Source organism: Ornithinimicrobium cryptoxanthini (assembly GCF_023923205.1).
Classification (GTDB): domain Bacteria; phylum Actinomycetota; class Actinomycetes; order Actinomycetales; family Dermatophilaceae; genus Ornithinicoccus; species Ornithinicoccus cryptoxanthini.
This window is the reverse complement of sequence record NZ_CP099490.1, coordinates 1,679,687-1,693,578: the sequence shown is the minus strand read 5'-3', so window position 1 is coordinate 1,693,578 and position 13,892 is coordinate 1,679,687. Positions and strand designations below refer to the sequence as shown.

Genomic DNA, 13,892 nt, shown 5'->3' with positions numbered 1-13,892 from the left:
GGTGGGGTTCGAGGTGGGTATCTGGTGACGGGGGTGTTGGGTTCGGTGTTCGTCTCAGCCCACCACCATCCGTAGGAACTGGGGGGTGATGAGGATGAGAAGGAAGATCAGGGCCAGCAAGGTCATCGGCAAGGTCATCGCCTCGCTGGTCTCGTTGGCTTTGGACTTCTGCGCCGACAGGATCGCGGCCCGCATGCTCGTGGCCCGGGCCTTCAGCTGGGGGTAGATCGCGGCGCCGTCCTCACCGGACAGGCGCATGATGTCGGCCAGCTCGTGCAGGTCCGGCATGTCGATCTCTTCGCCAAGCCCGCGCAGCGCGTCCCAGGGGGTGATGCCCGACCAGCGGGTGCGGGCCAGTTCCTCGCGCAGCCGGCGAAAGACCCAGGAGTCCCCGACGGTGGCCGCGGCTTCCATAGCCTGCCGGGGTCCGGAACCTGCGGCCATCTCCAAGGTGACCAGGTCCACGAACGCGCCCAGGGACCGGGCGAACGCCACCCGTGCGTCGGCGGCGTCGGTGCGCACGTTGTAGGTGGGGATGAACCACAGGCCCGCGGCCAGGATCAGGGTCGCGATAACCGGCAGGTAGAAGGGGATGCTGAACGAGAACATGACCGCAGCGGACAGGATCGGTCCGGCCAGAAGTCCGAGGAAGGCGTACAGGATCTTTTCGCCGTACAGCCGGGCCGGGCTGATGCCCAGGACGGCCAGGTCGGGCGCCTTGACCTTGCCCCACAGGGCCGCCGGAAGGACCCTTTCAGCCCACGACCCGAGCACGTCCCGTACGTCTTCGCTGCCGTTGGCCGTGCCCGCCGGGAGCTGCCGGGCCTGCGTTTGCCGCGCCCCGGCCGGGGACAGCCTGGACAGGGCCTGGCCCAGGTCCGGCTGGGTCGGGACCAGCTGGAACAGGATCAGGGCCACGCCCAACCCCACCAAGGAGCCGGCGGCGATGAGGATCTGCAGGGTCGTCATGACACCTGCTCGCGCACGCTGGCCCCGACGAAGCGTGGCATCGCCCTGCCCTGGGCCATCTTGCGCAACCAGGCCAGCATGGCCACGTACAGGCCAAGATAGGTCGCCAGCAGCACCTGCCCCAGCGGTGTGCCATAGGGGGTGATGTAGTCACCGGAGACGGCCAACCCGCCGAGCACCACCAGGGTGATGAGGGTGATGATGCGGGCGTTGCTGCGCGGCTTGGACCGGTCAGCCTCAATCTCGCGGCGGTTGTGCACGTCCTGGCCCACTGACTCGGCAAGCCCTTCCAAGACCGTGGCCAGCCCGCCGCCACGGCGGTTGGCGCCCAACAGCAGGTTGGAGGCGATCAGGTCACCGGTGGCGTCGTCCAGGTCATCGGCGAAGGCCCGTAGCGCGTCCTCGGTCCGCCACCGTGCACGCAGGCGGCTGGTCAACCGGGTGACCTCAGCCCGGATGGGGTCGGGGGTGGAGCGCAGCGAACGAATCAGCGCCTGCTCCAGACCGACGCCAGCACCCAGGGAGCCGGCCAACGTGCGCACCCACTCCTCCATCGCCTCGATCCGGTCGATCTCGCGCTCGGCCGGTGGCGCGGCGAGCAGGACCGGGATACCGACCAGTGCCAGCGGCGTGACGATCAGCGCGATCAACCATCCGGTCAGCACGGCGATCAGTGCACCGATGCCCAGGCCGATCAGGGCCCTGACCCTGCCCGCTCGGTCCAGGTGGAAGCGCCCCGCCCGGCGCGACCGGGCAGGCGTGGCGGGTGCCACCGGTCGGCGCGCGAGGCCCAGCACCGTCATCAAGGCCCCGCCAGCGACCAGGGCGCCGGCGACCGCGACAATCAGGGTGCTCATGTGCGCCTCCCCTGCTGCTCCTGGGTGAAGGCGTCCAGGTCGAAGCCATGCCTGCTCAGGTCCCGGTACTCATCGGGCAGCACGTAGGCGGTGGCGGTCGTTGCTCCCGGTGCGGTCTTGAACACGTGTGTGGTCGCGTAGCCGCTCTGCTGCTCGCCCAAGCTGAGGGTGATGATCTCGGAGACGAACCGTGACACCTGCGCCTGCCCGTCCGGCGTGGTCTTCGTTTGCTTGTCGACGTGCACGATGACGTTGATGCCCGAGGCGACTGCACGCAGCGCGTAGTCGTGGGTGGCGTGGCTACCGGACTCCATCACGCACGTCACCAGCTTCTCCACCGCGCCGAGCGCGTGCGCGGCGTGTGTGGTCGAGATCGACCCCGACCCCGACTGCATCGCCTTGAGCATCGCGGCCGCCTCCGGGCCGCGGACCTCACCGACGATCTGACGGTTCAGGTTCATCCGGAAGCTGTCGTGCAGCGCCTGGTCCAAGGTGTACTCACCAGCACGACGACGGCCATCAGGGCCGACCTCACCGGACCCGGGCCGGGCCTCGAACGCGAAGACGTGCGGGTGCTTGGTACGCATCTCGTGCAAGTGCAGCTCGTACTCGGTCTCGAACGTGCCGATGACCTCGTGCCTGCCGATCTCATCGCACAAGGCCCGCACCATCGTGGTTTTCCCCGCACCCTGGGCGCCGGAGACCACGATCGAGCGTCCGCTGCGCACCACGGCCGCCAGGAAGCTCGCCGCGACCGGTGACAACGCACCCAAACCCACCAGGTCAACCAGGGCGATCTGCGTCAACCGGTGGCGCCGGATGACGACCTGCGGGCGCGGCGTGACCCAGGCTTGGGCGGCCAACCGGGCCCCGCCGTCCAAGCGCATGTGTAGCGCCGGGTGTGCCGGTGAGAACGAACGGGCGTTGACCTCCGAGCGGGAGGCGACGAACGCCAGGAAGTCCACCAGCTCCTCATCTGAGTCAGCCACCGGCGGTGCGGCCACCTGTCGGCCCCCGGTCAGCTCGACCGTGACCTGGTCGTGCCCGAAAATCATGATGTTCTCGATCTGCGGATCATCGACCAACGGCTGCAGCCTGCCCAGCCCAAACACCGCGTCGAACACTGCCCGCGCCAACCGGTCCGCCAAGTCCGCAGGCCAAGCGCTCTCCCCCGCCCGCAACCGTTCCTTGGCCTCCCGCGCCAACAGCTCCAAGATGATCGCCCGACCACGCTCCCGTTCAGTTACGCGGCTTTCGGTGCCGCCGGAGTCTTCCTGGCTGAGCCGGTCCGCGGCCTGCTGACGCACGCTGGCCACCAAGTCCCAGTCCAGACCCTCTTCTACCGCCCAGGACTCGACCGGCTTGGCCCACTGCGCCATCCTCGGCGGCAGGGCCACGACGTTGCCCGTGGAGGCGCGCGGTGCCTCTTCACGCTCCGTCCCGGCCTGATCCAACATGAACCCACCACGGCGGCGACCAGGGCGCGATGCCGACGTCGACGTCGTACCTGCACCAGTGTCAGTGGGGGTGCCGAAGATCGGCAGACTGGCCGGGTCCGTGCTCGCCGCAGAGTCGGGCTGCACCTCGAACTCCTCCACGCTCACGACGCCACCTGCTCGGCGGTCCCGATGATCCTGCGTGCGGACGTCTCAAGGACTTTCAGGCTTCGCACCAACTTGCTGGAATCGAGCCGTCGCACCGGTGCCCCGGCAGAGAACGCGGCCGCTGCCTTCGGGTCCCAGTCCACACTCGCGATGACCGGGTCCACTCCACCGCACACATCGGACAGCACCTTGCCGACCTCACCCCTGGAGTAGGGACGTCCCGGTCCCACCAGGACAACCCCCAACGATGCGGCTCCGCCCACGTCCTCGAACTCGGTGTGCAACGTGGCCAGCCAGGAACGCAACGCCGACAGCGACACCAGATCGGTGCGGCACACGGCCAACGCCAGATCCGCGCCATACAGCAACGGGGTCGGCGACCCTGCCAACCCGAGCCGACCCACGTCCACGATCGCGTCCTGGCCAGTGCCGTCCAGCGCTTTCAGCGCCGCCAGCAACGGCTCCCACAAACCAGCCAGGCTGCCCGCCTGACTATGCGCGCGGGTTCCCGGCAACAACCCCACCTGCGAATCCGGCAAGGACATCGTGACCGTAGGCAGCACGGCCCGCAGCTTGCCCTGCTGGTGAGCCGCCCACAGTTCGAGCAAGGCGTCGGGAGGCACCATCTGACCACGCAGGTAGCCGGCCAGCATCGCCGCCCCGCCCGTCGGGTCCGCGTCGACCAAGATCGTGCGCCGAACCCTAGACAGGGCCCACCCCAGCGCAGTGGTCGTCACTCCCGGAGAGCCTGAGGCAGACACCAACGCGATCACAGCCATCAGTTCGTCTCCCTGCTGTCCAGCACCAGGGCGACCCGCCCCGCCGAGGCCCACTGCACGATCTGCGCCGCCTGACCCTGCGGCACCAGAACCGAGACAACCGTCTCAGCCGCGTAGTCCACCGACGAACGGCTCACACCCACCACCTCGGCCGGGAACAACGTGCCCGCGGCCTCAAAATCTGCCGGGTCACCCCCCTGACCGGGCGTGGCCACGATCCGCACCGAGTCCCCCACCAGCAGCGCCTCCCCCGGCATCAGCGCCGGGGTCAACGCCAACCCCACCATCGAAAGCCCACCAGCTGGCATCACCTGCTCGGTGACCGCCTCCCGCGTGACCAGACTGCCGGCACTCAGATCCCGGGCTGCTCGCTGGCCCACGAACGAGTCCATCTGCTCCCCCGGCGCGAGCTGCAGAGCAGGGTCCGGGTTCACCCGGACCGTCACCAGGTCGCCCGCCTCGATCATCGCGCCCCGCATGACCGTCTCCCGCACCGCGACGGCCTCCACGGCCTCGCTGCTCAACAGGTAGATCCACACCGCAGCCAACGCACCGATGATGACCAACGCCAACCCAGCAAGGGCCAAGACCGGGCGCCGCCGCAACTTCGGCGGCGCCGCCACCGTGGGCTCGGTTGGTGTCGTAGTGGTAGGTGGCAAAGATCCGCCACCACTGCCGGGCTGGCCCTCTGCCAGGTCCAGTTTCTTGGCCATACTCTCGCTCTCCCCGTCGCTTGTGCCCTTGTGGCTCGAGGTCTGCCTCCCCGAGTTGGATCCCGCCCTTGGCGAACTACTGGCTCAGCACCTGGGCCTCCCCCATCACAATCTGTCCGTCCTGCGTCAAGTCCATCTCGATCGTTCCCGACTGTCCGATACCCGACCAGGTGATGACCCAGTAGGAAGTCGCCGACACCGCGAACGTCCCCTGGTCCTCATACCGGTGGCCACAGTCCGGACTGTCCGCGTCCTGGTAAACGTCCTGGTACTCAGTCCCGGACGTCGTGCAGGTCACGACAGTTCCGTCACCCATGTCCCACTCGATCCGGTCCACCTCAGCAGTGGCGGTCACCGACCACGGGCCCGAGGTTGCGGTGCGCGTGATCGGCCCCCAGGTCGACCCCTCCACGTCATCCACCCACATCCACGTCGGCAACCCCAAAAGCCCGACTCGGTTCGCGCCCTGCTCAGGAACAATCCCAATTTCTATCGCCCGCAAGTTCATCGTCTCGATCGCGGCCAACGCCAGATCCCTCGGATCCTGCGGGGCACCCCACGGCGGAGACGGCGCCCACCGCGCAACCGTGTCCGCTGGAAAGCGGTCCGTCAAAGTGACACCACGAGAGCACCAAAAGACGGCCCCCTCCGTACTGCCCGACCACACCGGGTCACTCCACGGCGGCTGAGGCTCCGCATACTTCGTATAGCAAGCCCACTCATACGACCAGTACCAGTCACCCACGATGCACGCGTAGTCAGTGCCAGTCACAGGGTCGACACAGTTGTGGACACCCGGGTCTCCCGGCTCGCCCGGGCTAACACCCGGAGGTAACGGGTAATCCGGCGGAGGCGGCGTGACGTAAACCAAGCACTGTCCAGTAAGTTTGCTCTTCTCCCTGCACTCTGGCTCAGCTTGAACCGGTGAGCCGGAAAGCACGACAAGGGAGCAGCCCAGGGTTACCCCGAGGGCGCAGAAGCGGGCGATCAACCGTCGCACGGCTCGCTCCTGTTCGTGTCTTCCACGACGTACCAGCCCACGGCCGCCGAGTCGTCACGCACCAGGACGAAGTCGTTCAGCGTCCGGTCGAGTCGATCTTCCGCGATGATCGAGTCACCGTTCTCGTCGATCGCCTCGACAGTCGAGACGTCTGCGCACGCCAACACGGTCGCTGAGTCTCCATCCACCGAGACTTCTAGCACCTCCAGTTGAGTTTCCCCGCTAAAGGTGTAGCCCTGCGCTTCGGCGGCCATGACCTCGGTTGTCCACTGCTCGCGTGCCGTGCCCTTGGTGTAAGGGTAGATCTCCTCGATCGACGCTTCGCCGTTGAACGCGGCCGTCATCGCCCCGGTGTAGAGCTCAAGGGTTTCCTTAATGTCGGCCTGATCGTGCTCCTCGGCCGACTGATCCGGCGGCGCCGTGGTGGTGACGCTGCCATCGGCCGACGGTGTCGAGGTGGTCACGGCCGGGTCGGAGGTGCTTGCTGTTGAGGTGTCTGTCGTGGAGGGTGTGGGCGCCTCGTCGACAGCATCGCTACACGCCACAAGCGCGAGGCACGTCGCGAATGTCAAGTACGCGCCCGTGGTCCGGGAGGTCGTCAGAATCATGAGTTTCTCCGTCGTTTACCGCCCAAAGCGGCCCAAGCTGTGTTCTGGGACTCAATCAGCCACGTTCCGCACTGTAGAACTGGTCTGCCAACCCCCGCTTTTGTTGTCCACAGCCCGACATGCAGGTTGCCCCAGTCATCCCACTGCGCTCCGGCACGTCTTAACGACCGTAGACCCAAGATCCTCAGCAGAAACCAATGATCAGGTAAAGATTCGACAGATTTGGGTTTCGGTTCGGCCCGTTCTCGTGTCGGACCGTGGCGTCCGGTCGGGCACCGCCTTGTGCGACCAAAACGTTCGTGCTGGTCAGCACGTGCGACAGATAGACAGGAGTCGCCGGGACTTCAAGTGCGATCGTTGTCGTCAAGGGCGCCCCCGACAGACACGAGTCGTCCCATTTTTCGACCAACGCCTTCGCCGCCTCACAAGGCGCTACTGGCCCCGCGCCCCCACATGGGCGCCTCAGACAGATGTGCTGTTTGCCTTCTGGGGTCCACGCCATGGGTGCTGGCTCCCAGACACGCGCAGGGCGTTTAGAGTGCATGAGCGCACACAGCCCGACACAGTCAACGACCCGGCGGCACTACGAGTCCTTGGCCGGAGCGGCCGAAGGAACTGGTATCAGCCAGCGAACGCAACGACGCCGTATCTCGGACGGAAGCTTGCCCGCCTACCGGAGCGGCCCGCGGATTCTCCGCGTGGATCCTGAAGACGTTGACCGTCTCATGAGGCTACTCCCGGCCGCAGGTCGCTAGATCGCAGCCGTCGGCCTAGTTTCCAGGTCAGCGAACAGCGGACCGTACGCCAGCACGTGGCGTGCTAGGAGTTTGCGCAGAGAGGGCTCCAGATCCGTGAGGAACAACGGCGCGCCGCGTAGGACTATCGAGGTGCGTTGACAACGCGACTGACAAATCCACGCGACATGCCCGCCTGCTCCGTGACGACCAACGGGTCTATGCCCGCCCTAATTGCCGCCCTAATCGCGGTGTCGCGTCTGTCTCGAGCCGCTCTCAGTTCGGCGTCCGCTCGGTGCGCTTCGGCTGACGCAATTGCCACCCGCTCGAGCAGCATCTGCTCATGTCGGTCGCTCGCCCCAATACCAGGAATCGTCACGCGTAGACCTTAACGGGCCACGCCCCAGGGCAACGACCTCGCGCGCAGGTCAGTCGCGCGATGCGAGATTGCCTCGCTATTCGCCCAGCTCGCCAAACGGGGCGACCCGGCCGCGCTGCCGGTGGCGAGCGTGCGCGCGTGAGTGCTTGGTGGTGGGCTTGATCACTCAGGCCGGGCACCGCGTGATGATGGTCGAGCCAGCCGCGTTCAAGGCAGCCCGCCCCCCATGGGGGTCGGCCGGAGCCAAGTCCGACAGCGCTGATGCGTTCATGCTCGCCGACTACGCCCGCACCGACAACCACCGTCTGCGCCGAGTGGAGCCGGTGGCGCAGCCCACACGTGAACTGGCCGCACTCGTGCGGGCCCGGACCGCTCTGGTGCAGGCACGCGCGGGGGCATCCAACCAGCTGTGGGCCATCCTGGCTGAACACTGGCCCGGAGCCGCGCTCATCTTCCAGAAGCTCACCTCACCGATCGCGTTGGCGTTCCTGGCCGACTATCCGGCACCGCAGTCAGCGCGACACCTCGGCGAGGGCAGGATGCGTCAGTTCTGCCACCGTCACAGCTACCGCGGTGGCGAGTCCCCAGCCGAACTGGTCCAGCGACTGCGCGCCGCGCCGGTTAGCGCCTCCGCCATCGCACCGAGCGTGCTTACGGTCATCGTCGGCGCCTCTATCATCCACATCAGGATGCTGAACGGCCAGATCGTCGTGCTGGAACAGCAGATCGCCACCGCCCTAGCGGCACACCCCAAAACCTCACTGCTGCAGACGTTGCCGCGGACTGCCACGGTCAGCCTGGCGCGTCTCATCGCGGAGATCGGGCCTCTGCTCGAACGCTGTGACAACCCCGAGCAAGTCGCCGCCCTCTGCAGTGCAGCACCGGTCACCAAGGCCTCGGGAAAGTCCCGCACTGTCGGGTTCCGCTACACCGCCAACAAGCAGGCACGGGTGGCAATCACCAGTTTCGCCGACAACTCCCGCCACTCCTCGGCCGGGGCCAGCGACTGCTACCGACGCGCGCGGGCACACGTGGAGCCCGCCATCCGCACGCGGTCCGGATCCTGGCCCGGGGCTGCGTCCGTGTCATCTGGGCCTGCTGGACCACCGACACCGTGTACGACCCGCATCGCCACAGCGGCAAGCAATGACTCAGCATCACGACTGCCTAGATCGCTCAAACGACGCCTGCCCGAGCTCGTCTACAGAACGGGGCCTGACCCCATCGCGTCCACCCACCTTTCCCTTCCGGTACTCAAGTTTGGGGACCCGTCGGACAGTATGTTGGCCGCAGGCTGGGGGTCCCCTGGGTCGAGCCGACCCCACGCGACGCCGTAGGGAATGGGCAGTCAGACGACCCTCAGTCATCACTGACTGCCCGCAGCTTTGCCCTTCCCCACCCTTCCATCGCGTCTCTGACGAACCCGAGCTCGCCGGGATTCAGGTGAGAGTAGATGGACTCGGTGACGACGCTGGTCTCGTGTCCCGCGAGCCGGGCTGCCTGGTACGGGGACAGGTGGGCCCGTTGCATCCACATGGTGATGGCCGTGTGACGCAGCGTGTGGGGTGTCGGTGCGGGTCGTCCGTCAGCCAGCTTGTCTAGACCGGCCTTGGTTACGGCGTCAGCCCACTCCCTGCCGCGGAAGTTGTCCTGGTTGAGGATTCCTCCACGTTTGCCGGCGAATAATGGTGACTGCTTGGTTAGGGTCTGGTCCGTGATCTTCATCCGCAACCGTTCTGTCGTGGTGCTCGTCAGGGTCGGCACCGTCCGGTAGCCGGCCCTCGACTTGGGTGGGCCCAGTTCGCCGGTCTTTTTGCGGGACTTGGTCACGCTCACCCGTCCGTTGTCCAGGTCGACGTCCCCGACGGTCAGGGCGGAGACCTCACCAATGCGCAGGCCGGTCTCTGCGATGAACGGCACCAGGACGGCCCAGTGCGCATCCATCGCCCGCTCGAGAGCGATCAATTCCGAGACCGTCAGTGCGTACTGATCCTTCTGCGTCCCTGCGCTCCGACGCTTTCGACGCGGCATGATCGCGTGCGGGTTGCTGGCGAGTATCCCTTCGACCACAGCGTCTTGCAGGCAGGCTCCCACCTGTTCTAGCGCTTTGCCGGCGTGGCTGTCAGACAAGCCCTTCTTCTGGAGCATGTCGGCGTGCATCCGTACCAAGTGCGAGGGCCTGATGTCGCACAGCCGCAGATCACCCACAGCAGGCAAGATGTGGTTGCGAGCCAGGGACTCGTAGCCCTTCCTGGTTGAGGGCAACAGGTCGCGAGGCTCCATCCACCGCTCCCACCACGAGGTGAACGTCATGGTCCGGGTGACTGCCTCGGCCTGTGGATCGGACAGAATGCGGACCCGGAAGAATTCAGCCTCGTCAGCGGTGTCAAACGTCGCGACCTGCCTCTTGCCGGTCCTGTCAGTCCAGCGGTAGCGGTAGGCGACCCGACCAGACGGGTAGGAGCTCAGCCCGACCCCCGGAGACAGCTTGCGCCGATCGGCTGCGGTCTTCGGCTTCTGCTTGGGCTTCATGTCACATGCCGATCATTTCGGTGACCCCTGGGGCGTCCGATGCGCGGAAGGACTGTGGCGGTTTCGGGGGCCTGCTCGGCAGTTTCGTCACTGACATGCACCGCGTAGTGGGCTTCATCCAGGAACGACCGGACGTGCTCCGGGTCGAAGCGCAGTTCGCGACCGATGACGTAGTGGTCGATGCGTCGCTCGTGGGTGAGCCTGTAGACGTACTTGAGCGGCTTGCCGAGGTAGTCGGCAAGCTGGGGCGCGGTCCACAACTCGCGCGGCATCAGTGGGGTGGAGGTCCGCTCGCTCATACAGTTCCCTATGCGGGCGAACCCGCTGTCAGGGTGTCTGAGGACGGCGCAACGCGTTGATCGTGGTACGCGTTTGGTATGTGTTCTGGTATTTATTCGCCTGGCTCGGAGCCAGCGCACTGATGAGTTCTGCGTGTTTCCGCAGGTCAGACGCTTGGAGAGGGGTGGACGTGAAGGGACTCGAACCCCTGACCTCTCGCGTGTGAAGCGAGCGCTCTAACCAGCTGAGCTACACGTCCCGATCGGCGGTTACTTTAACCCGTCGCGGTCGGCCCATCCTAATCCGGGTCGCCTCCCCCTGGAGGATGGTGGGTGGGCCGGGTCAGGGGTCTAGGCGCTCCCTGCCGAGGCGGGCGAAGATTTCAGCTGCCCTGGCGGTGACCGGCCCGGGAAGGTCACCGAGGTGACGATCCGACAGGTCCGCAGCCGGGAGCTCCCCCGCCAGCGTCTGCTGCGCGCCGACGACCCGGACTGCAGCGATCGCCTGCACGTCGCGGGTGCTGGAGGTCAGGAAGGCCTCATCGACCTCGCCGAGCACCGACAGCGGCAGCGCCTCCTCACGGACCTCCAGACCCTCCTCACGGCACCACTCGATCGTCAGGGCCCGAGTGATCCCTGCCAGGGGACCGGACTCCAGTGGCGGGGTGAAGATGACCCCGTCGCGCACGACAAAAATGTTTGACCCCGTGCCCTCACACAGGTCACCAGCGCCGTTGGCGAAGATCGCCTCGGTGCCTCCCAGCTTCTTGGCGGCAGCAAGAGCAACCACGTTCTCGGCATACGACGTCGTCTTCAGGCCCACCGTCGCGGCCCGCTCGTTGCGGATCCAGGGGACCACCCCCACGGTGGTTGCGGGCGTCGGCCGCGGCTGGTCCCCCGCCGTGACGATGTAGGTCATCGGGGAGTCGAGCCGGTCCGAGCCCAGCGGACCCACTCCCCCGGTGATGGTGTAGCGCAGCCGTCCGAACTCGATCATCTCGTCCTGCAGCACGGCCTCGATGCCTTCGTCAACCCGCTCCCGGTCCAAAGTCCCGAGGCCCAGCCCGGCCAGCGAGCGGTCCATCCGGTCGTGGTGGCGGGTGCGCGCGAACACCTGGCCGTCGATGATCTTGGCCGTCTCGAAGACTCCGTCGCCGACCGTCACCCCGTGATCGAGCGCCGCGATCGCCGGCCCCTCGTCGACCCGCTGGCCATCAACCCACACCCTGATCCGGTCTGCACTCATCTGGTCAGACTCTCACGACCTGCAGACGCAAGCAGCCGGAGTATGCCGACAGGCCCGGAGTCCCGGACAATCGGCTCAGCGGGTGCCCCCATCCCAGACTGCGTGCAGGGCGATAGGTTCTGAGGGTGCCTACAAGTCTCTATCTCGCCTCGGCGGAGTCCCGCTCCGGCAAGTCCGCCGTTGCCCTCGGGCTGCTGGCCCAGCTGACCCGCCTCGGCGGCCGGGTCGGGGTCTTCCGGCCCATCGTCCAGGACGACGTCCCAGACCATGTGCTCCAGCTGCTCCTGCCGCGGGCCAGCTCGCCGCTCGGGGAGGCTGAGGCGGTCGGGGTCACCTATGACCGCATCCATGCCAACGCCGAGGGTGCCATCAGCGAGGTCGTCGACCGCTTCCACCAGTATGCCGACGCGCACGACGCCGTCCTCGTCGTCGGCTCCGACTTCACCGACATCCCCGGCCCCACAGAGTTCTCCGTCAACGCCAGCATCGCCGCCAACATCGGCTCACCGATGATGCTCGTGGTGCCCGCCATCGACCGGTCCGCCGAGGACGTCGTGACCGCTGCCTCGCTCAACGTGCACGAGGCAAGGATCCGCCACGCCGACGTCCTCGGGGTGATCGCCAACCGGGTCGCCCCCGACCAGGTCGAGCCCACTAGGGCGGCGCTGGCGCAGCACCTCGGTGAGCACTCCGCATACGTCCTGCCGGCCAACGCGATCCTCGCCGCGCCCACGGTTCGTGACCTGATGACCGCCGTCGACGGCGAGCTCCTTCTGGGCGACGAGGCGCTGCTGGACCAGGAGTCGATGAGCCTGATCGTGGCCGGCATGACCATGCCCAACGTCCTGGACCGGCTCAAGGAGGGCGCAGTCGTCATCTGCCCCGCCGACCGTGAGGAGGTCCTGCTCGCCTCGTTGCAGGCCCACCGGGCGAGCACCTTCCCCGGGCTGTCGGGCATCGTCCTCAACGGCGGCTTCCCGCTGAACCCGCACGTGCGACGGCTGGTCGAGGGGCTTGAGGTCCAGCTGCCCGTGGTCACCACCTCCTACGGCACCTTCACCACAGCGACCAAGTGCTATGGCGCACGGCCTCGCATCGCGTCCGGCTCACACCGCAAGATCGAAGAGGCCGTCGCGCTGGTCAACGCCAACCTGGACCTCGCTGCCTTGCTGCCCCAGGGCGTCACCCGCGCCTCCGGCATCGTGACGCCGCGCATGTTCGAGCACCGACTGACGGAGTGGGCCCGGGAGGCGGCGGCCACCGTGGTCCTGCCGGAGGGACTGGAGGAGCGCATCCTGCGCGCCGCCGACCAACTGCTGACCCGCGGAGTTGCCAACCTCATCCTCCTCGGGCCGGAGGACGAGATCCGTGCTCGGGCAACCTCGCTGGGGTTGCGGATCGAGGCGGCGACCTGCGTCGACCCTGCGACCGACCCGCGTCGCCAGGCCTATGCCGAGCAGTATGCCGAGCTGCGGGCCCACAAGGGCGTCACCCTCGACCGCGCGATCGACACGGTGGTCGACCCGTCCTACTTCGGCACCTTCATGGTGCTCAACGGTGACGCCGACGGCATGGTTTCTGGGTCGATCACGACCACGGCCCACACGATCCGTCCCGCGCTTGAGGTGATCCGCACCGACGAGGGGGTCTCGGTCGTCTCCTCGGTCTTCTTCATGTGCCTGGCCGACCAGGTGCTCGTCTATGGCGACTGCGCCATCAACCCCGACCCCACGGCCGAGCAGCTCGCGGACATTGCCATCTCCTCCGCCCGGACCGCCGCCCAGTTCGGGGTGGAGCCGCGCGTGGCGATGCTCTCCTACTCCACGGGAGGCTCCGGGACGGGTGCCGATGTCGACAAGGTGCGCACGGCGACAGAGCTGGTCCGGCAGCTGGCTCCGGAGCTGCAGGTCGAGGGGCCGATCCAGTATGACGCCGCGGTCGACGCAGCCGTCGCCGCCACCAAGCTGAAGGACTCGACGGTGGCCGGGCGCGCGACCGTGCTGATCTTCCCCGACCTCAACACGGGCAACAACACCTACAAGGCGGTCCAGCGCAGCGCCCAGGCGATCGCGGTGGGTCCGGTCCTGCAGGGCCTGCGCAAGCCGGTCAACGACCTGTCGCGTGGTGCGACGGTCCGTGACATCGTCAACACGGTCGCCATCACCGCGGTCCAGGCCAAGGAGACGAAGTGAG

General features: G+C 67.1%; 12 protein-coding genes and 1 tRNA gene. 2 read left to right on the top strand and 11 right to left on the bottom strand.

Features of this window, described 5'->3' with window-relative positions; all coding sequences use genetic code 11:
- Nucleotides 1-54 precede the first annotated feature (54 nt).
- From NF557_RS07785 to NF557_RS07755, 7 genes are all read right to left on the bottom strand, one after another.
- Nucleotides 55-969, bottom strand: a complete 915-nt coding sequence (locus NF557_RS07785) for a type II secretion system F family protein (RefSeq protein WP_252623408.1) — start codon at nucleotides 967-969, stop codon at nucleotides 55-57.
- Nucleotides 966-1,826, bottom strand: a complete 861-nt coding sequence (locus NF557_RS07780; protein WP_252623406.1) for a type II secretion system F family protein — start codon at nucleotides 1,824-1,826, stop codon at nucleotides 966-968. The genes NF557_RS07785 and NF557_RS07780 overlap by 4 nt, the downstream gene beginning before the upstream one ends.
- Nucleotides 1,823-3,430 (bottom strand): TadA family conjugal transfer-associated ATPase, encoded by a 1,608-nt coding sequence (locus tag NF557_RS07775; protein WP_252623403.1) that lies wholly within the window; start codon nucleotides 3,428-3,430, stop codon nucleotides 1,823-1,825. The genes NF557_RS07780 and NF557_RS07775 overlap by 4 nt, the downstream gene beginning before the upstream one ends.
- A complete protein-coding gene (locus NF557_RS07770) occupies nucleotides 3,427-4,167 on the bottom strand; it encodes a hypothetical protein (RefSeq protein ID WP_252623400.1) in 741 nt (246 codons plus the stop codon). The genes NF557_RS07775 and NF557_RS07770 overlap by 4 nt, the downstream gene beginning before the upstream one ends.
- Before the next feature lie 41 nt (nucleotides 4,168-4,208).
- Nucleotides 4,209-4,748: an SAF domain-containing protein gene (locus NF557_RS07765; protein WP_252624013.1), complete on the bottom strand. Its 540-nt coding sequence runs from the start codon at nucleotides 4,746-4,748 to the stop codon at nucleotides 4,209-4,211.
- A gap of 250 nt (nucleotides 4,749-4,998) precedes the next feature.
- Nucleotides 4,999-5,448: a hypothetical protein gene (locus NF557_RS07760; protein ID WP_252623397.1), complete on the bottom strand. Its 450-nt coding sequence runs from the start codon at nucleotides 5,446-5,448 to the stop codon at nucleotides 4,999-5,001.
- Nucleotides 5,449-5,909: 461 nt separating this feature from the next.
- A complete protein-coding gene (locus NF557_RS07755) occupies nucleotides 5,910-6,530 on the bottom strand; it encodes a hypothetical protein (RefSeq protein ID WP_252623394.1) in 621 nt (206 codons plus the stop codon).
- A 1,271-nt stretch (nucleotides 6,531-7,801) separates the two neighbouring features.
- Here NF557_RS07755 and NF557_RS07750 point away from each other — a divergent pair.
- Nucleotides 7,802-8,980: an IS110 family transposase gene (locus tag NF557_RS07750; protein ID WP_252623391.1), complete on the top strand. Its 1,179-nt coding sequence runs from the start codon at nucleotides 7,802-7,804 to the stop codon at nucleotides 8,978-8,980.
- A gap of 22 nt (nucleotides 8,981-9,002) precedes the next feature.
- Here NF557_RS07750 and NF557_RS07745 read toward each other — a convergent pair whose 3' ends face one another.
- The 4 genes from NF557_RS07745 to NF557_RS07730 all read right to left on the bottom strand — a co-directional run bounded on the left by NF557_RS07745 (nucleotide 9,003) and on the right by NF557_RS07730 (nucleotide 11,699).
- The gene (locus NF557_RS07745; RefSeq protein WP_280923992.1) at nucleotides 9,003-9,956 is read right to left on the bottom strand and encodes a tyrosine-type recombinase/integrase; all 954 of its coding nucleotides are present in this window, start codon (nucleotides 9,954-9,956) and stop codon (nucleotides 9,003-9,005) included.
- Between the two features lie 215 nt (nucleotides 9,957-10,171).
- On the bottom strand, nucleotides 10,172-10,474 hold the full coding sequence (locus tag NF557_RS07740; RefSeq protein WP_252623342.1) for a helix-turn-helix domain-containing protein: 303 nt from the start codon (nucleotides 10,472-10,474) through the stop codon (nucleotides 10,172-10,174).
- 165 nt (nucleotides 10,475-10,639) lie between these two features.
- A tRNA-Val gene (locus tag NF557_RS07735) sits at nucleotides 10,640-10,713 on the bottom strand.
- Nucleotides 10,714-10,796: 83 nt separating this feature from the next.
- Nucleotides 10,797-11,699 (bottom strand): aminotransferase class IV, encoded by a 903-nt coding sequence (locus NF557_RS07730; RefSeq protein WP_252623341.1) that lies wholly within the window; start codon nucleotides 11,697-11,699, stop codon nucleotides 10,797-10,799.
- Nucleotides 11,700-11,824: 125 nt separating this feature from the next.
- Between NF557_RS07730 and pta the strand changes: the two genes are divergently transcribed.
- Nucleotides 11,825-13,891, top strand: a complete 2,067-nt coding sequence (gene pta, locus NF557_RS07725; protein WP_252623338.1) for a phosphate acetyltransferase — start codon at nucleotides 11,825-11,827, stop codon at nucleotides 13,889-13,891.
- The last annotated feature ends 1 nt before the right edge of the window (nucleotide 13,892 follow it).